Source organism: Pseudarthrobacter sp. GA104 (assembly GCF_009741265.1).
GTDB lineage: Bacteria > Actinomycetota > Actinomycetes > Actinomycetales > Micrococcaceae > Arthrobacter.
This window is the reverse complement of record NZ_WOWL01000001.1, coordinates 2,307,707-2,326,004: the sequence shown is the minus strand read 5'-3', so window position 1 is coordinate 2,326,004 and position 18,298 is coordinate 2,307,707. Positions and strand designations below refer to the sequence as shown.

The 18,298-nt window shown below is 66.1% G+C and carries 18 protein-coding genes; 12 read left to right on the top strand and 6 right to left on the bottom strand.

The features are described from left to right. Positions 1-68: 68 nt before the first annotated feature. Positions 69-575, bottom strand: coding sequence for a MarR family winged helix-turn-helix transcriptional regulator (locus GK109_RS10600; protein WP_157240293.1), 507 nt, complete (start codon positions 573-575; stop codon positions 69-71). A gap of 153 nt (positions 576-728) precedes the next feature. Here GK109_RS10600 and GK109_RS10595 point away from each other — a divergent pair, with 153 nt between their 5' ends. From GK109_RS10595 to GK109_RS10575, 5 genes are all read left to right on the top strand, one after another. Continuing rightward, positions 729-1,232, top strand: coding sequence for a GNAT family N-acetyltransferase (locus tag GK109_RS10595; RefSeq protein ID WP_157240292.1), 504 nt, complete (start codon positions 729-731; stop codon positions 1,230-1,232). 88 nt (positions 1,233-1,320) lie between these two features. Continuing rightward, positions 1,321-1,755 carry an acyl-CoA thioesterase gene (locus GK109_RS10590; RefSeq protein ID WP_139030952.1) on the top strand — a complete coding sequence of 145 codons (435 nt, stop codon included), beginning with the start codon at positions 1,321-1,323 and terminating at the stop codon, positions 1,753-1,755. A 235-nt stretch (positions 1,756-1,990) separates the two neighbouring features. Beyond that, positions 1,991-3,067, top strand: coding sequence for an extracellular solute-binding protein (locus GK109_RS10585; RefSeq protein ID WP_370460533.1), 1,077 nt, complete (start codon positions 1,991-1,993; stop codon positions 3,065-3,067). 55 nt (positions 3,068-3,122) lie between these two features. Then, positions 3,123-4,190 (top strand): ABC transporter ATP-binding protein, encoded by a 1,068-nt coding sequence (locus GK109_RS10580; protein WP_157240291.1) that lies wholly within the window; start codon positions 3,123-3,125, stop codon positions 4,188-4,190. Then, positions 4,187-6,007, top strand: coding sequence for an iron ABC transporter permease (locus GK109_RS10575; protein WP_157240289.1), 1,821 nt, complete (start codon positions 4,187-4,189; stop codon positions 6,005-6,007). Before GK109_RS10580 ends, GK109_RS10575 begins: the two co-directional genes overlap by 4 nt. On the opposite strand, the gene GK109_RS10570 is transcribed toward GK109_RS10575, so the two are convergent. Beyond that, on the bottom strand, positions 6,008-7,063 hold the full coding sequence (locus GK109_RS10570; protein ID WP_157240288.1) for an FAD-dependent monooxygenase: 1,056 nt from the start codon (positions 7,061-7,063) through the stop codon (positions 6,008-6,010). A gap of 56 nt (positions 7,064-7,119) precedes the next feature. Here GK109_RS10570 and GK109_RS10565 point away from each other — a divergent pair, with 56 nt between their 5' ends. Continuing rightward, positions 7,120-7,659 (top strand): TetR/AcrR family transcriptional regulator, encoded by a 540-nt coding sequence (locus tag GK109_RS10565; protein ID WP_157240286.1) that lies wholly within the window; start codon positions 7,120-7,122, stop codon positions 7,657-7,659. 98 nt (positions 7,660-7,757) lie between these two features. Here GK109_RS10565 and GK109_RS10560 read toward each other — a convergent pair whose 3' ends face one another. The 3 genes from GK109_RS10560 to GK109_RS10550 all read right to left on the bottom strand — a co-directional run bounded on the left by GK109_RS10560 (position 7,758) and on the right by GK109_RS10550 (position 10,952). Then, positions 7,758-8,945 (bottom strand): 4-hydroxybenzoate 3-monooxygenase, encoded by a 1,188-nt coding sequence (locus GK109_RS10560; RefSeq protein WP_157240284.1) that lies wholly within the window; start codon positions 8,943-8,945, stop codon positions 7,758-7,760. A gap of 121 nt (positions 8,946-9,066) precedes the next feature. Continuing rightward, positions 9,067-9,810, bottom strand: a complete 744-nt coding sequence (locus GK109_RS10555; RefSeq protein WP_370460532.1) for an IclR family transcriptional regulator — start codon at positions 9,808-9,810, stop codon at positions 9,067-9,069. A 53-nt stretch (positions 9,811-9,863) separates the two neighbouring features. Continuing rightward, a complete protein-coding gene (locus GK109_RS10550) occupies positions 9,864-10,952 on the bottom strand; it encodes an FUSC family protein (RefSeq protein WP_370460531.1) in 1,089 nt (362 codons plus the stop codon). A 165-nt stretch (positions 10,953-11,117) separates the two neighbouring features. Between GK109_RS10550 and GK109_RS10545 the strand changes: the two genes are divergently transcribed. The 6 genes from GK109_RS10545 to GK109_RS10520 all read left to right on the top strand — a co-directional run bounded on the left by GK109_RS10545 (position 11,118) and on the right by GK109_RS10520 (position 17,367). Next, positions 11,118-11,957: an ACT domain-containing protein gene (locus tag GK109_RS10545; RefSeq protein WP_157240282.1), complete on the top strand. Its 840-nt coding sequence runs from the start codon at positions 11,118-11,120 to the stop codon at positions 11,955-11,957. Between the two features lie 316 nt (positions 11,958-12,273). Next, positions 12,274-13,632 (top strand): MFS transporter, encoded by a 1,359-nt coding sequence (locus GK109_RS10540; RefSeq protein ID WP_370460530.1) that lies wholly within the window; start codon positions 12,274-12,276, stop codon positions 13,630-13,632. A gap of 80 nt (positions 13,633-13,712) precedes the next feature. After that, entirely contained in the window at positions 13,713-14,396 is a 684-nt protein-coding gene (locus tag GK109_RS10535; protein ID WP_157240280.1) for a GntR family transcriptional regulator, read from the top strand. Next, positions 14,393-15,181: an aspartate/glutamate racemase family protein gene (locus GK109_RS10530; RefSeq protein ID WP_157240279.1), complete on the top strand. Its 789-nt coding sequence runs from the start codon at positions 14,393-14,395 to the stop codon at positions 15,179-15,181. Before GK109_RS10535 ends, GK109_RS10530 begins: the two co-directional genes overlap by 4 nt. A 116-nt stretch (positions 15,182-15,297) precedes the next feature. Beyond that, positions 15,298-16,632: an amidohydrolase family protein gene (locus GK109_RS10525; RefSeq protein ID WP_370460529.1), complete on the top strand. Its 1,335-nt coding sequence runs from the start codon at positions 15,298-15,300 to the stop codon at positions 16,630-16,632. A 9-nt stretch (positions 16,633-16,641) separates the two neighbouring features. Then, positions 16,642-17,367 (top strand): aspartate/glutamate racemase family protein, encoded by a 726-nt coding sequence (locus GK109_RS10520; RefSeq protein WP_157240277.1) that lies wholly within the window; start codon positions 16,642-16,644, stop codon positions 17,365-17,367. A gap of 6 nt (positions 17,368-17,373) precedes the next feature. On the opposite strand, the gene GK109_RS10515 is transcribed toward GK109_RS10520, so the two are convergent. Next, positions 17,374-18,294, bottom strand: coding sequence for a diacylglycerol kinase family protein (locus GK109_RS10515; protein ID WP_157240275.1), 921 nt, complete (start codon positions 18,292-18,294; stop codon positions 17,374-17,376). Positions 18,295-18,298: the final 4 nt, after the last annotated feature.

Below are 18,298 nucleotides of genomic sequence, written 5' to 3'. Positions count from 1 at the left end.
CGGCTGTAAGGATTACGGGAATAATCGTAAGCATACATATTGCTAGCCAATCTAGCTAGCTAGGCTAGTTACTTCTCGTCGTGTTGCGCCTGCTGCAGTGCCTCGGTCATCCGCTCCAGGAACTTGACTACCACCCGGGCCTCCTCTGCGGTCAGCCCTTCGGCCACCGACATCATCTGCCGGTGCATGGCGCCGAGCGTTACGCGGACTTCCTTGTCCGATTCGACGGTGGGAACCACAACCACGGAGCGCCTGTCCGTGGGATGCGCCTCGCGGCGCACGTGCCCGCTCGCCACAAGCCTGTCAATGAGGGAGGTAGTGGAGGCGCTGGTGATGCCCAGGAACTGGCTGATGTCCTTGGGTACCACCGTTTTGCCGGATGCCTGGACGCGCAGCAGGTAGCGCAGGGCAAGAATGTCCGTTTCACCCATTCCCATGGAGTCGCGGGTGGACCGGCGCACCGCCGTTTCAGCGGTCCGGTAGTCCCGCAACGACTTCAGCACCGCCGCGCCGTAGTCCAGTTGACCGTCCGGCCCGTACCAATACCCGGAGCCTTCATTACCCATAGAACGCATGGAATCATACTAGACCAGCTGATAACTAGACAGCCAAGTGAGTTGGCCACGGCATGAACGGCACGTTATCCCGGAGCTAACCGGAAAGAAACACCGGCGTAACGGCAGCCTCCTACTCTGGGTTTGCATAACCCTTCGGCGAATCGAGGCACAATGCAGACCAATCCGCGCCTTAACATCAGGCAGGTCCCCTGGTCCAACCCCGTGGGCGCCGCTCTGCGCCACGCCCAGCAGGCCGAACTGGACGCCCGCTTTGGCACCCCGGACCACGAACCCGGGCCGCCGCCGTCGGGCGCCGACTGCGCAGTCTTCCTTGTTGCCCATGACAAGGGCTCGGGGCAGCCCGTGGGCTGCGGCGGCCTGCGCATGCTCGATGCGGAGACGGCGGAGATCAAACGGCTGTACGTCGTTCCGTACACCCGGGGTTCCGGCGTGGCCAGTTCCATCCTCGCAGCCCTTGAGGCGGAAGCCTTCAAGCAGGGAATCACGCGGATCAAGGCGGAAGCAGGATCGGCTCAGCCGGACGGGCGGAACTTCTACGAAAACTCGGGTTTTGAAGCCGTTCCCAACTTTGGACCCTACATAGGTGTTGCGCACTCCTACTGCTACGCGAAGAGCATCAACGCACGCAGCGCGGCCCATACCGCCATGGCCTAGGCCCGCCGGCGCCCGGCAGTCCGCCCCCGCCAGGGGCGCGGAGGCGTCACATGGGTGCGCCGGCGCCGCTCTCAGCTAACCTCGCCCTATGGAAACAGCAGACATCACTTTCCGCACCCGCAAGTGGGTCCGGCCCGAGGACCTCAACGCGAACGGGACGCTGTTCGGCGGCAGCCTGCTGAAGTGGATCGATGAGGAAGCTGCCATCTATGCCATCCTCCAGCTCGGCAACGGCCGTGCCGTCACCAAGTACATTTCGGAAATCAACTTCGTCAGCTCGGCGGTGCAGGGCGACCTCATCGAGATGGGGCTGACCGCCACGCGCTTCGGCAGGACTTCGCTGACCATGCGCGCCGAGGTCCGCAACATGATCACCCGCCAAAGCATCCTCACCATCGAGGAAATCGTCTTCGTGAACCTCAACCCATCCGGCAAGCCGGAGCCGCACGGCTATACCGAGATCACCTACGACCGGGACAGGATCCCCACGCACCACCTCACGGAGACGTTGAGCCAGGACTGACGACGGCGGCGCGTCCGTTCCGCCGCCGGGCCGCCGTTGCAGCCGCCCGCCGCGGAGCCCTGCGCAGCTTTTGCCGCCCGTTCACCCACGCGCCTCCGACCGTTCTCCTGCCTGGACCAGAGTGGACAGCCGGGCTGTTTATCGAATCGATAGCCATAACAGCCGTGAATTCCGCATGCCCGGCGTTAGGCTTGCCGGACATGCTCCGATTCCAGTCCAGAAATGAGTCCAGATCGTGCGTAAATTGAAGACCCTGGTTGCCGCCGCCGTCGCCGTCACGCTTCTTGCCGGATGCGGCGGTGGGGCCGCTACCCCCGCGGCGTCAGGGGAGTCCTCCCCAGCTCCGGAAGGCGGCTCGGGGGAGACCCTGGTTGTCTACACCAACTCCAACGGCGAGGGCCGCGGGGACTGGCTGACCGCCAAGGCCGCTGAAGCGGGCTTCAAAATCGAGATCGTCGGTGCCGGCGGCGCAGATGCCACCAACAAACTGATTGCCGAGAAAAACAACCCGATTGCCGACGTCGCGTTCGGGCTGAACAACATGTACTTCTCGCAGATCAAGGCCGCAGACGCCCTGGAGCCCTACGAGCCGGCCTGGGCCGGCGAAGTGGACAAGGGACTGGGTGACGGCGAGGCCTACTGGCCCTTGGTAAAGCAGGCAATCCTCCTTGGCTACAACTCGGACAAGATCTCGAAGGACAAGGCCCCGCAGGACTGGACCGACCTGTGGACCAAGGACGAGTTCAAGGACCGCTACGAGCGCGTGACAGGCCTGGGCACCGCCACCGCCCAGCTCGTTTTCGCGGGAATCCTCAGCCGCTACCGTGACGATTCGGGCGACCTTGGCATCTCCGACGAGGGCTGGAAGCAGGTGGAGCAGTACTTCCAGAACGGCAGCCCGGCGGTAGCAAAGACCGACCTCTTTGCCCGTATCGCGTCCGGCGAAGTGGACATGGGCCAGATGCCGTCCTCGATCATCGCCGAGCGCGAGAAATCCTTCAAGGTGAATATCGAGACAGTGGTCCCCTCCGTGGGTGTCCCGCTCGCCGTGGAACAGATCGCCCTGGTGAAGGGCACCAAGAAGGAGGAGCAGGCCAGGAAATTCATCGACTGGTTCGGCAGCTCCGAGGTCCAGGGCGAGTTCGCAAAGCAGTTCAATTCCATGCCGGTCAACAAGGAAGCCGAAGCCCAGGCCAACCCCGAGGTGGTGGACTTCTTCGCTGACCTCAAGCAGCAGGACATCGACTGGGAGTTCGTGCAGGAGAACATGGGCGCCTGGGTGGAGAAGATCGAGCTCGAGTACATGACGTAACCGGTCCGCTGCCGGCCCCGTCAACCCGAACTTCGCTTCATCAGACAGGTTTGCCATGATCCGCTTGGACAACATCGAAGTTTCCTTTGGTGATTTCACCGCCATCCCCAACCTTGACCTGCACGTGCGTCCGGGGGAGTTTTTCACCCTCCTGGGGCCGTCCGGCTGCGGGAAAACGACGGCCCTGCGGACGTTGGCGGGCTTCATCCAGCCTTCCACCGGCACGGTGCACGTTGACGGCAAGGACGTTACCCGGCTTCCCAGCGACAAGAGGCAGGTGGGGATGGTGTTCCAAAACTACGCCCTCTTCCCCAGCATGAGCGTGTGGGAAAACATCGCCTTCGGCCTCCGGGTCCGGAAGGAGAAACCGGCGGACAGTGACCGCCTGGTCCGGGACATCGCGCGGCGGGTGGAGCTCAGCGATGAACAGTTGTCCAAGAATGTGGCGGAACTGTCCGGCGGCCAGCAGCAGAGGGTTGCCGTGGCACGGGCGCTCGTGCTGCGGCCCAAAATCCTCCTGCTGGACGAACCGCTGTCCAACCTGGATGCCAAACTGCGCCACCAGCTCCGGCAGCAGCTCAAGGACCTGCAGAGCGAGTTCGGCATCACCACTGTGTACGTCACCCACGACCAGGACGAGGCCCTGGCCATGAGCGACCGCGTGGCCGTGTTCAACAAGGGCGTGGTGGAACAGGTGGGGACGCCGCAGGAGATCTACGACCACTCTGCGTCCGAGTTTGTCTGCAACTTCATCGGCGACAGCTCCGCACTGACCCCGGAGTTCGTGGCGGAACTGAACCGGCTTGCGGGGGCAGGGCTCAGCACGGACGCCAAGTCCTACCTTCGGGTGGAAAAGGCGTCCCTGGCCCGCGGGGCTGAAGGAGGCGGCGCCGTCGGACTTTCCGGCATGGTGGTGTCCCGCACCTACCACGGCCTGCACAGCCGCTATGTGGTTCGCAGCCACGGAGCGGACATCCGGTTGCTCGTGAAGGAGGACGGCGGCGCCCACCCGGAACGGGGCACGGAAACCACGGTCTACCTCCAGCCCGGGCACGTCCTGCAGTACCACCCGGTGACGGGGGCTGCCCTTCGGCAGCAGGACCCGGCAGCAGTCCTGCCATGAGCAGCACTGCGGTCCGCGGCATGGCCCGCTCCCCCTTCGTGCTGGTGGTTGGCGTGGTCCTGACCTGGTTCATTGCGGCGTTCCTGGTGTGGCCCAACATCAACGTCCTGATCGCCACGTTCTTCCCGGACGGCAGCTTCTCCGGGAGGGCGGCCGAAAAGCTCTTCACGTCGCAGCGGGCCATGAAGGCGCTCGGCAACAGTTTCCTGCTGGCGGTGGCCCTGTCCATCACGGTGAACCTGGTAGGCGTGTTCATTGTCCTGGTGACCCACTACTTCCGGATCCGCGGCTCCAGGATCCTGTTCCTCGGCTATGCATCCACCTTCATCTACGGCGGCATTGTCCTGGCCGCCGGGTACAAGTTCATTTACGGGGACAAGGGAATCGTCACCTCCCTGCTGGTGAAGGTGTTCCCCGGCATGGACCCCGGCTGGTTCTCGGGCTTCTTCGCGGTCCTGGTGGTGATGACGTTCGCCACCACCACCAACCACATGCTGTTCGTGGCCAACGCGCTGAAGGGCATTGACTACCAGACCATTGAAGCGGCCCGGAACCTGGGGGCATCAACCTGGACCATCCTGCGGCGGATCGTGCTGCCCATGCTCAAGCCCACCCTGTTCGCCGTCACCATCCTGTCCTTCCTCACCGGGCTGGGCGCCCTGAGCGCTCCTCAGGTGCTGGGCGGGCGTGACTTCCAGACCATCACCCCCATGATCCTGACCTTCACCAACAGCCCCACCTCCAGGGACCTGGCGGCGCTGCTGGCGGTGATCCTTGGGCTGGCCACGATCCTGATGCTCGCCGTGATGTCGCGGCTGGAAAAGGGCGGCACCTACTTCTCGGTGTCCAAGGTGTCCTCGGCCCTGCAGAAGCAGGACATCACCCATCCGGTGGCCAATGCGGCTGTCCATGCTGTTGCCCACCTGCTGTTTGCCGTCTACACGCTGCCGGTGGTGCTGATTGTCCTGTACTCGTTCGCCGACGGCGCTGCCATCCAGACCGGCCAGCTTTCGCTCGGCAGCCTGACGCTCGAGAACTACCAGCGGGTCCTCACCCAGCCGTCGGGGCTGCGGCCGTTCATCGTCAGCGTGCTGTACAGCGCCCTGGCCGCCGTGATTGCCGTGGGCGGGCTGCTGTTTGTGGCCAGGCTGCTGCAGAAGTACAAAAACTGGGTGGCGTCGGTCTTCGAATACCTGCTCCACATCCCCTGGATCCTGCCGTCCGCACTGCTGGCCCTTGGCCTCATCATCAGCTACGACCACCCCAATCCCCTGGTGGGCGGGGCAGTGCTCACCGGCACCACCGTGATCCTGCTGATCGCTTTCGTGACGGTCAAAATCCCGTTCACGCTGCGCATGCTCAAAGCGTCCTTTGCTTCCGTGAATTCCTCCCTGGAGGAAGCGGCGGCCATCATGGGCGCAAAGACCCTGTATGTCTTCCGGCGGATCCTCCTGCCGCTGGTGCTCCCGGCTGCCGCCGCCATTACGGCGTTGAACTTCAACAGCCTGCTCGACGACTACGACACCGCGATCTTCCTGGCCCACCCCCTGGTCCAGCCGCTGGGCCTGGTCATCAAGGCGAACACGGATGGCGCGGAGGGTGTGGACGGCGTCGCCAACACCTTTGTGTATACCGTGCTCCTGATGATCATCACCGGGGTGACCATGTACCTGGTGTACGGCCGCTCCAGCCGGGGCGGGTCGCGGAAAAAGCGGCTGCCGGCCCTTCCGCCCGCATCTGCCGCCCCTGGCCCCGGGGTCCCCGGGGCCGCCGGGTCCGGGGCGGACGCGCCGCAGCCGGCCGCTACCGTCCGGTGATCACCCGGCAGAACCGCTGACGACGGCGGTGCGTCCGTTCCGCCGTCGGGCAAGCCTGAGGAGGCCGTCACGCAGCGGCTGGGCACCGTCCGCAAAGGCGACGCGTCCCAGCGCGGCGGATGCCAGGCTCAGAGCCCGCGTGCGAAGCCACCGCTGGCGGTTGTAGGCATGCAGTGCCTGGCCTTCTGGCAGCGTGTTGAGGAGGCCAGCCAGTGTTACGGCATCCACCAACGACTCGCAGGCGCCACGCCCCAAGGTGGGCATCATGGCGTGTGCGGCATCGCCGATGAGCACGGCACGTCCACGGACGTAGGAGCCAAGATGCGGAACTGTCCAGAGCCGCTGGACCAGGCATGCTTCGGGCGTGGCTGCGGCCAGCGTGCGGCGGATGGCGGGCGCGTGGCTGGAATAGCGCTCCCGGGCGTATTCCAGGGCTGATGCTGCGTCAATTCCGTACGGGCCCATCGCGGACCGGTAGCTGGCCCACCAGAAGGACCCTCCCCGGGCGGCAGCCATGCCGAACAGGTCGCCGCGGCCCCAGTATTCGCCCACCTCGTCGTGGCTGACCGGAGCAGGCAGGGTCCCGCGGAGGGCAAGGTACGGGGTGAGGCGGGCCTCCTTTCCGGCGCCCCAGACCTCCCGCCGGACTGCGCTGTGCACGCCGTCGGCCCCGACCACCAGGCTGCCGTCGTCGGGAAGTGACCTGACGGTGCTGGTGATCCGGCGGACGGTTCCCGGGACGGCACCGTCCAGCAACCGCAGCAGGTCAGCCCGGGAAATGCCGAACATCTCCCCCGCGTTGACGGTGATCCAGGGCTCTCCCTGGGCGTCACGGACCGATCCGCTGCCGAGCACCGGGCTGACCGCCCGCGCCTCTTCAAGGATTCCCAGACGCGCAAGGGCACGTTGGGCGTTGGGCCACATCCCCAGCGTGTTGCCCACGGCCGGCAGCCCGGGCCGTTTCTCGTACACCGTCACCTGGAACCGGCTGTGGTCCAGGCCCGCGGCCAGCGCCAGGCCGGCAATGCCGCCGCCAACAATCGCAATTGTCTCCATGCTGGCGACTTTACTACTTTTGTAGTATTTGCGAAACGGTCAATTAGACTGGGCGCATGCCTGACCGCCGCACGGAACTGATGGACGCCGCCCTCCGGGTGGTGGCGGACAAAGGCATGAAGGGCCTCACGCACCGGGCCGTTGACGCGGCGGCGCAGCTCGCGGAAGGCACAACGTCCAACTACTACCGGACCCGCGCGGCGCTCGTGGAGGCCGCGCTGGGCCGCATGGAGCAGCTCGACGGCCAGCTGCTCCAGGACCTCGCCCCGTCGGGCCCGCCGGGAACCGTTGCGGAACTGGCAGACCAGCTGGCCGGGCTGGTGCTGTCCCTCACCGGGAAGCATGCGGCCCTCACCCGCGCCCGCCTTGCCCTGTCCCTGGACCAGCCGGACGCGGTTAAGGCAGGGCACTTCCGGCTGGTGGGCGGCATGGAAAATACCCTCGCGGCGCTTGGGGTAACCGATGCGGCCGCCCGGGCCCGGGACGTGGCCGACTACGGCGACGGCGTGATGCTCCACCTGCTCACGGTCCGGCGGGACGGGCAGCCTGATGCTGCAGCCATCGCCGCAGCAGTCCGGCGGCTGCTTGCGCCCTGAGCGCGCCTTTCGCTGCCGTGCACGACGCCGGCCTGCCGCCTGAGGCGGCGCCAGCCCCGCCGTCGTACCTCCACACGAGTACCTCCGCGCGCGTACTTCTAAGGCGTGCCCGGCCAGCCCGTGTAGGCCTCGGCGAGGTAGGCCATGCCGTGCCTGGACGACACCACTGAATTGAGTTCCCCTAGCTGGCGGGCGCGGGAGAAGTCATCCGCATCGGCAGGGGTGTGCAGCATGGTGGTCATCCAGTAGGAGAACTGCTGGGCCTTCCACACCCGCTCCAGGGCACGGTCGCTGTACGTCTCCAGCAGGTGCTCCGAGCCGGAGTTGTAGTGGCTGTCCAGCCCTTCGAAGAGCATCTTGACGTCGTGGATGGCCAGGTTCAGGCCCTTGGCGCCGGTGGGCGGGACCGTGTGGGCGGCATCTCCCGCGAGGAACAGGTTCCCGTAGCGCATGGGCGTGTGGACGAAGCTCCTGAAGGGCAGGACCATCTTGTCGATGACGGGGCCTTCCTTGAGCACGAAGCCGTTGCCGTTGACCCGGCTGCGGAACTCGGCCCAAATCCGTTCGTCATCCCACTCGGCCACGTTCTCCTTGGGGTCGCACTGGAAGTACATCCGCTGGACTGTCTCGGTGCGCTGGCTGATCAGGGCGAAGCCGTTGGCGGAGTTGGCATAGATGAGCTCGTCGGCACTGCGGGGGGCTTCGGCCAGGATGCCGAACCAGGCGAAGGGGTACTCATGGAAGTACCACTTGCGGTGCGCCTCCGGGATCTGGAACCGGCAGTGGCTGCGGGACCCGTCCGCCCCCACCAGGAAGTCGGCCCGGACTTCGTACTCCACGCCATCGGAGTCCGTGAACCAGACTTTCGGCTTGCCCTCAAGGTCATGCACCGTGGTGTCCGTGACGCTGTAGCGGACGTCGCCGCCGTCGGCTTTCCTGCGGGCGGCGAGGTCCAGGAAGACGTCAGTCTGCGGGTACAGCCATACGGATTCCCCCACCAGATCCTTGAAGTCCACCCGGTGGCTTTCGCCGTTGAAGCGCAGTTCAATGCCGTCGTGCCGGTCGCCGTCGCGCAGCACGCGGTCCGAGACGCCGCTTTCCACCAGCAGGTTGACGGTGCCGTGCTCCAGGATGCCGGCGCGGACGGTCTCGGAGATCTCCTTGTGGCTGCGGACTTCAATGACGGTGGAGTCGATCCCGGCCTTGGCCAGCAGGTGGGACAGCATCAGGCCGGCCGGGCCTGCGCCCATGATGGCCACCTGGGTGGTGATGATTGTTCGTGCCATGGCATTCTCGCTTCGTTGCGGGGCCGGCTGCCGGCCGATGGGTGCTTCTGCCTCCAGTGTGCGCGCCGGCCGGTGCACCGTGATATTCCAATTCCGTTGAACGGAAGGCAGATCTTTCCGGTTACGGTTCCGCGAGCCTCCGCGCAATGCCCCGTGCGGCTGTCTGCAGGGCGGGCACCAGGGCCTGCAGGCGCATCTCCTGCAAGGGAACCACGACGCCGAGCGAGGCCACCGCGCGCTGGCGCAGGTCCAGCACGGGGACGGCGATGCCCCAGGTGTCCGGATCCACAACGCCCTTCAGCTGCGCATAGCCCTGGTGGAACGTTTCGCTGAGCAGCACCCGGACAGCGTCCGTGCCGATCTTCCCGTCGGGGTCCTCAAACTGCTCGAGGTACCGGCTTTGGAGCAGTTTGTCCTGGTGCGCCATCAGCGCCAGGCCCGCGGACGAGGTATGCACGGGCATCCGGCCGGCCACCCGGGCCCGGTTGGCCACCGAGCCGCGGCGGGACAGGCGCTCGACGAAGAGGGCTTCCCAGCCGTCCAGCACCGCCAGGTTCACGTTTTGGTTAAGGACCTGCTGGATGTCCTCCATGAACGGCATGGCCGCTTGGCGCAGGGCAAGGGTTGGGGCGGTGCGGTTGACGAGTTCCCAGAGCCGGAGCCCGGGGCGCACCATGCCTCCAGGAGCGGACTCCAGCAGGCCGTGGCCTGCGAGCTGCCGGACCAGCCGGTGGGTGGTGGTGAGCGGCAAACCCGCGCGTTCAGCGAGTTCCGCCAGCTGCAGGGCGCTGACGTCCTCCGGAAAGGCAGAGATCAGCCGGACGATCCGGTCAACCACCGAGTCACCCGAGGCAGAATTGGCCACCGCACACCCGCGCTTCCGTTGAATGGATGGTTCAAGCCTACCCAGGCGGAATCTCAGGCGGGCGGCGCACCCCTGGCAGGCGCCGTCGTCGTCCGTTTCCGGAAGCGGCGCCCGGCTCCGGGGGCAAGCACCACGGCAATGCCGACGACGGCTCCGATGACCGTCTCGATAATGCGGTCGCGGAGGAGGATCCCGGGCGAGGACGGGACCACCAGGAGGGTGGACACCAATGCCAGCGGCGTGACGAATACCTGGGCCAGCAGGTACTGGCGGATGATGAACATTTCGGCGCCGAACTGGCACAGCGCCATGACCAGCACGGTCTGCCACGGCTGAAGCCCCAGCACCAGGATCCCCGCCATCACCACCAGCCCGAGCACGGTGCCGATGATCCTCTGCACGCCGCGGCGGACACGGTGCCGCGTGGTGTGGCCCACCAGCGGAACGACGGCCGCCACCATGGCCCAGTAGTTGTGGCCGAACCCGAGGCTGTTGCCGGCCCAGGTGGCCAGCGCACCGGCCAGCCCGGCAGCCACCAGGTAACCGAGGCCCTCAAGCCAGGCGGCGCGCTTTTCTTCCGGGGTGCGGCGGATGGGCCGCGGCCGGACCCATGCCGTGCGGTGGCTGGGCAGCACCCGTGAGGAGAAGCCCACCAGCAGGGAAAAGGCCGTGGTGGCGGCAGCAACCAGCATGCCCTCCCACAGCGGCGGCTGGTTGGGGATCGAGGCGATGGCAGCGAAGGCGAAGATGTGGAAGAGGGACCCCGCAGGCCGCAGCCGAAACCAGGAAATGGCCACCGAACAGCCGCCTGCCACCAGCGTGGTGGCCAGGACCAGGAGCCAGGTGGCACCGGCGTCATCCAGTCCCCAGGCCGCACCCGCGCGGGCGGCGAGCGCTGCGAGGAGGATAACCAGCAGCATGAGCGACCCCGCCCGCAGCTGCAGGGCAAAACGGGTGCCGTGGGGTTCGCCGCGGCCGTAAATCCCGGTGAAGGCACCGAAGGACGCGAAGATGGCCAGGTCCAGCCGGCCCAGCAGCACCAGGGAGAAGAGCGGAACGAAGACGCCCACCGCGCACCTCAGGGCCGGGTGGTGGTCCTTGTTGCCGGGAGCGATGCTGAACATTTCAGCGAGCAGCTTCACGTGGAATAGCGCCTTTCCTGCGGGACAGGGTGCCTGGGAGGCCCGGTTTCCGGTTTGACGGGGCGGCTGCGCTGACGTTCCTCCAGAATCCTACGCCCGGCGCGCGTCGCGAGATCGGAACAGCCGGGCAACACCCGCGAAACAGCGCCGCGCAATCCTTGGACCATGAAGCCCAGCGCAAGGACCACTCCCGAGGCTGAACTGAGCTGCGAGGTCTGCGGCCTAATGCCGGAACCCACCCGGACGCGCCTGACCTTGGCCAACGTGGCCGTGATGCTTCCGATCGAACTCCTGGTCCACGCCCTGGTGGTGGGCACCGAGCTCCCCTACCTGGCCAAGGTCCTCGTGTTGACCGTCACCGCCACCGTCCTGGTCATCTGGGTGGCGGAACCCTCCGCGGCGCGGGTGCTCCGCGGCTGGCTGCATGCTCCGGCCCTGCGGCAGCGGCGGCGGCTGGCTGTGGCGCCGGCGTTGTGGCGGGCCCGCACCGTCCTGCGGGACGAGCCGGGATCGCTGCAGAAGGTGACCAAGGCCCTGGCCCGCCTGGACACGAACATCCTGAGCATCCACGTGCACCCCGTGGCCGGCGGCGTGCTGGACGAGTTCGTCCTGTCGACGCCCGGTGATGTGGACGAACACCAGCTGCTCGAGGCGCTGCAGCAGGCCGGCGGCACCCGGTCCCGCGCCTGGCCCACCACAGCCCTGGCCATGGCGGACGGCCAGACGAAGGCGCTCAGCCTCGCGGCGCGGATCGCCGACGCGCCGGATGAACTGCCGCTTGCCGTGGCCGAACTGCTGCGGGCACGGATTCTTTCCCCGGCCGAGGCGCGCCTGGAAAGGCACGACGCCGGAACGCGGCTCAAGATTCCCACGGCCTGGCACGGCCCCATCACCTTTGTGCGTCCCGGGGAGCCGTTCACCCCGGCGGAATCGGCCCGCGCCCACCGGCTTGCCGAGCTGGCCGAAATCCTGGCCCACCGTCCGGCCCCGGGCCTCCCCAACTAGGTAGCGCTAAGTGTCGTTATGACCCTCCAAAACGACACTTAGCGCTACTCAGTTGGGGTTCGCGGCAGTCACAAAGCGGTTTTTCGAGCTGCAACGGTCCCGCACGGAAAAAAGCCTTGACAGTGGTCCCGGTCACTTCTACCTTTGATTTTGGGATCCCAAATTGGGATCCCAAAAATGGCAAAGAGCAGGTATGCGCTCCGGATCGCCCACTCTCTCGTTTGTCCTCCACCCGCAGGCCGGGCCCCTCGAATGCCGGCCGCGCCCGCCCGTTCGTTCCTCCCCTATCCGCAAACTTCCCCGTGAAGGAGAAGCCGTGTCTTTCCCGAATACTGAAACAGCCGCCGCTGACGGCAGCCTGGATTCCGCCACCGCAGGTGAACCACAGAAGGACGGGGTGCAACGACGCACCGCTGTCCGCTGGAAGCTCTTCCTGCTGCTGCTGGTCCTGGTCGCAGTCAACTACATCGACCGCGGTTCCATTTCCGTTGCGCTCCCGATCATCCAGAAAGAATTCAACCTTGCCCCGGAGCTCGTGGGCCTCCTGCTTTCCGCCTTCTTCTGGACATACGCCCTGATGCAGATTCCCGTTGGCTGGCTCATCGACAAATTCGGACCCCGCAAGGTCATGACGGCGTCCTGCGTCGGCTGGGGTGCGGCCACTGCTGCCTCCGGCATGGCCGGCGGTTTCCTCAGCATGTTCATTGCCCGCATGGGCATCGGGGTCACCGAGGCCGGGGTCATGCCTGCCGGCGGCAAACTGAACGCCATCTGGATGCACAAATCCGAGCGTGGCCGCGGCGCAACCATCCTCGACGCGGGCGCACCCCTGGGCGCCGGCCTCGGCGGCATCATCATCGCGGGGCTGATCGCGTCAACGGGCAGCTGGCGCATGGCCTTCGTCATCGCCGGTGCTGCAACTGTCCTCATGGGCCTCGCCGTCTGGTGGTACGTCCGCGACAACCCCCGTGACCACCGCGGCGTCAACGAGGCAGAAGCGGCGTACATCGAGGCTTCCCACGCTGCAGAGGACGCCGAGGCAAAGCTGGACGGCAGCCAGGGCAAGCGCGCCCTGCTCCCCTACCTGCGGTTCCGTTCCTTCTGGGCCATGTGCTTCGGCTGGCTGGGCTTCAACGGCGTGTTCTACGGCCTGCTGACCTGGGGACCGCTCTACCTCGCCCAGGCCAAGGGGTTTGACCTCAAGACCATCGGCTGGTCCACTTTCGTGATCTTCGGAGCAGGGTTCGTGGGCGAAATCATTGGCGGCACCATCGCCGACAAGTGGCGTGCCTCCGGCGCCTCAGCCAACCGTGTGATGCGCACCCTGCTGGGCATCTCCAGCGCCGTGGTTATCGGCGGCCTCATCGGTGTCACGGTGGTCCCGGATTCCACAGCCGCTGTAGTGCTGCTGTCGATGGTGATGTTCTTCCTCCGGTGGGTGGGCCTCTTCTGGAGCATCCCCTCCATCCTGGGCGGGCGTACCAATGCCGGCGTGCTGGGCGGTGCCATGAACTTCAGCGGCAACATCTCCGGCTTCGTCACTCCCATCGCCGTAGGCCTGATCGTCGGGGCCACCGGTTCCTACACCTGGGCACTGCTCTACTTCGTAGGCTCCGCGATCGTGATGGGCGCCTCCGTCCTGACCCTGAACTACAACAAGCGGCTTCCTGTCTAAGCTAGCCATCCAAGGCAACATTCCATCCACGCCCCCGCTGCCGGGAGCAAACGCCACACGAAGAATCCGAATGGAGCACCATGCTTACCGCAGAAGATACCCAGGACAAGGAACGCCCGCTGCGCGAGGCCGTCCGGGATACCCTCCGCACCCGGATTTTCGAAGGACACTACGCTCCCGGCACGCGGCTGGTGGAACGGGACCTGGCGGCGGAATTCGCCGTCTCCAGGCTGCCCGTGCGGGAAGCACTCCGCATGCTCCGCCAGGAGGGCCTCATCAGCGACCGCGGTGCACGGGGCGCAGAAGTCAGCACCCTGAGCCCCAAGGACGTAGAGGACCTCTTTGACGTCCGGCAGTCCCTTGAAGTGCTGGCATGCCGGCTTGCCGCCGTGCGGGCAACCCAGGAGGACCTGGCATATTTGAAGGGCCTGCTCGACGACGCCGAGGGTTTCCTCGCGAAGGGCGCCGTCCGCGAAGCCCACCGTGCCAACAGCGAATTCCACGACGCCATCACCCGCATTGCGGACAACAACTTCCTCAAGTCCGCGCTTGAACCGCTCCAGGGGCGCATGCACTGGCTGTTCCGGCACGTCAGCGACCTGCCCGAACTCATCCAGGAACACCGCGCCCTGTATGCCGCGATCGCCAGCGGAGACCCGGACACGGCCGCGGCCCAGTCCGCCTCACACATCGGCAAGTACCGCGAGCAGTTCCCGGAGGACTTCCAGAAAACAGAACCCCAACTTCACCGGAAGAAAAAATGAGACTCCTCGTCATCAACCCCAACATCAGCGACGATGTCACTGCCCTGATCGAATCCGAAGCCCTGCGGTCTGCTGCACCGGGCACCGAACTGGTGGTCCGTACCGCCGGCCACGGCGTGGAATATATTGAGACCCGCTTCGAATCCCTCATCGCCGCCGGCGCCGTCGCCGAAATCATCGCCGAACATACCCGGCCCGGCGCCGATCCCGTAGACGGAGTGGTGGTGGCTGCGTTCGGCGATCCCGGCATGCCTGGCCTCAAGGAACTGGCCAACGTGCCGGTCATCGGCATCACCGAAGCCGCGCTCTGCGCCGCCGCCCTGCAGGGGCACCGGTTTTCCATCATTGCCATCTCGGACCGGATCAAGCCCTGGTACCGCGACTGCGTGGAACGGTTCGGCCTCCTCGGAAGGCTCGCTTCCATCCGATCCATCAACGAAACACTCAACAGCATCGGCTCAGTCCAACAGGACTTCAAGGAGACCCTCCTGGCACTGAGCCGGCAGGCCATCGCGGAGGACGGAGCCGACGTCGTTATCCTGGCCGGGGCTCCCCTCGCAGGACTGGCCCGGGAACTCGAGGGGGAGATTCCCGTGCCTGTTGTTGACGGCATTTCCGCCGGAATCCGGATGGCGGAGGCCGTGGTGGGGCTCCAGTCCGGTCCGCACCGCGCAGGCGCCTTCGCCCCGCCACCGCCAAAGGACAGCAAGGGGCTCAGTGAAAACCTCGACGCCGCCCTCTCCGCAGCCCGGAACAGCGCCGCTCCGGCGGTACCAGCCACTTAGACCGCTTTCATCAGAAGAAGGACACCGATGTCCCCCAGCCAGACCTTGTCATTACCAACGCCACCGTCGTCAACAGTTTCGGACGCCGGATCGCCCATATCGTTGTCCGGGACGGTGTGGTCACGCAACTCCTCGACGCCACTGAACCCGCGCCCGGGGCCGTGCGGACCATCGACGCCACCGGGATGCTGGTCATCCCCGGGGGCGTGGACGGACACTGCCACGTGGCCCAGGTGACCGGGCGCTTCCGCACCCTGGACGACTACCGCACCACGTCCACCGCGGCCCTCTGGGGCGGCACCACCACCATCATCGACTTCGGAATTCCCCGGGACGCCCAGGAAACGCCGCTCGCAGCCGTGCTTCACAAGAAGGAGCTGGCCACCGAGTCCCGGTGCGACGTCGCCCTCCACGGCGCTGTCATCACCTGGGATGAAACCGTGCCGTGGCAGCTCGAACAGCTCGCCGCGGAGGGTGTGCGCTCCGTGAAGATGTACACCACGAACCGCGGCACCACTATGGCGGACGGGGACACTATCCTCAAGGTCATGCGTGAGATGGTCCGGTTGGACGGACTCACGTATATCCATGCCGAACATGATCCGATCATCAGCGACTGCACGGAACAACACGCACAGGACGGCAGGATCGGCATAGGGCACCTGCATCGGACCCGGCCCGGACTTGCCGAGGAAGTGTCTGTCAAGGAAACGCTCGCCATGGCGGAATACACCTCCGCTCCCGTGTACTTTGTCCACCAGTCAACGCCGGGGGCGGTGGACCTGGTAACCGAAGCACGCGCACGCGGACTGGCGGCCTTCTCCGAAACCTGCCCCCACTACGTCACCCTCGATGACTCCGTATACGCCTCAAGGTTTCCGGAGTGGTATGCCTGCTGCCCGCCCATGCGCGATGCCGAAACGGTGGCCGCGCTGAAGGAACGGCTGAACTCAGGAGCGATCCACGCCATGTCCTCGGACCACTCCTGCTACGACCTGTCCCAGAAACGCGAGCGCACCGACGACGTCCGGGCCATGCCGCACGGCCTGCCGGGCGTGGAGACGCGCATGCCTGTCACCTTCACCGCCATGACCTCCGCCGGCGCCAGCGTGGAGGACTTCGTGGAGGTATTTTCCGCCGGTCCTGCCCGGATTAACGCCGTTCCCGGCAAGGGCCGCATCGAGGAAGGGTTTGACGCCGACCTGGTGGTTTTCGACCCGGCCGAGGAGCGTTCCGTCGACGGCGGCGCCCTGCACATGGGGACGGACTTCTCCCCCTTCCACGGGATGGCACTGACCGGCTGGCCCGCCGTCGTTGTGTCCCACGGCCGCGTGGTGCTGGATTCCGATGGATTCCATGATCCCGGCGCTGCCGGACGCTTCGTCGCCCGCAACGGCTTCCGCCACCACCAGCCCGCCATCCCCGCCGGCGTTGCCGCCGCAGCCCTCTAGGAGCCCCCCATGCCTTCAACCACGCGCCCGCACAGGATCGGCATGATCGTGCCGTCCTCCAACACCTGCCTGGAACCGCAGACCTACCGTATCCTCGGTGACCGGACTGACGTCACCGTCCATTTCACGCGCATCCCCGTCACCAGGATCGCACTGGACGACTCCTCGGACCGGCAGTTTGATCCCGCCGTGATGCGGGAGTCTGCCAGGCTGCTGGCGACGGCGGACGTGGACGTTATCGCGTGGAACGGCACCTCCGGCTCCTGGCTGGGCTCGGCCCACGACCAGGAACTCGTGCACGAAATCACCGACGCCACCGGCCTCCCTGCCACCACGTCCACCCTGGCCTACCTCGAGGCCTTCCGGAGCTTCGGTACGGAACGGATAGCGCTGTTCACGCCCTATACGGAGGACGTGAACCACCAGGTGATCGCCTCCTACGAGCGGGAAGGCATCAAGACGGTGGACCACCGCGCCCTGGGCCTGAGCGACAATGAGTCCTTCGCCCGGGTAACCGATGACGAAATGCGGCCCGGTTCCCTGGAACTCGCTTCGACCGCGCCGGACGCCCTTGTCTACCTGTGCACCAACCTCTACGGTGCCAACATCACGGCCGGGATCGAGGAAGGCACCGGCGTGCCCGTGCTGGATTCCGTGGCAGTGACCCTCTGGCACGCCCTCAGGCTCGCCGGCGCACCGCTGCTTGATCCGCGGTGGGGGAAACTCCTGGCCTAGCGACGGCTACATCCGGACGGTCAAAGCCGACGGGTCCATGGTCATCAGGACGTGCTTGCCCTGGCCTTCGTGGTCGCCGTCCAGCTGGTAGTCGTCGTTGTGCTCCAGGGTGATCTCAACGGTCTTGCCCTGGTAGTACTCCACCGCGGTGTCCTTGCCCCGGCCCTTGCCGATCATCCCCGCAACCACGGACAGCCAGCCCAGCTTTCCGTGGTGCGGGGCCAGCACGGCAACGTCCAGCAGGCCATCGTCCATCTTGGCTTCCGGGAAGATCTCCAGGCCGCCCTGGACCTTGCCGCAGTTGCCCACCATGACGCTGCGGACCCCGCGGTGCACGGCAGTCTTGCCGTCAATCACGATGGTGGCCTTCACCGGTTTGCCCGGGAGGTTGCGGATGCCGGCGTCCACGTAGGCCAGCCAGCCCACCTTGTCCTTCAGGTCCTCGTTGGTGTCGGCCATGATGGTGGCGTCGTATCCCACCCCGGCCATGACCAGGAACAGCTGCTCCTTGTCCGGATCGCTCCGGCGGGCGCGGACGACGTCGATCTTCCGCTCGGTTCCGATCAGGGCACCGGCCATGGCGCCGTCGTAGTCCGTGACGTCCATTCCCAGGTTGCGGGCCAGGAGGTTCCCCGTGCCGAGCGGGAGCAGGCCCATCGGGACGTCGCCCCCGGAGAGGACCTCGGCGACGCACCGCACGGTTCCGTCGCCGCCTGCCGCGATGACAATGTCCGCGCCCTGGGCAAGTGCGTCCTTGGCCTGCCCGACGCCGGGATCCTCCTTGGTGGTTTCGAACCACAGCGGCTCGCCCCAGCCGTTTTCCACACAGTGCTTGGCCACCAGGCCGCGCACGTCGATGTCCACGGGCTTGGCTGGATTGACGATGATTGCAGCGCGCTGGAGTGAAGTGGAGCTGTTGGCAGTCATGGCG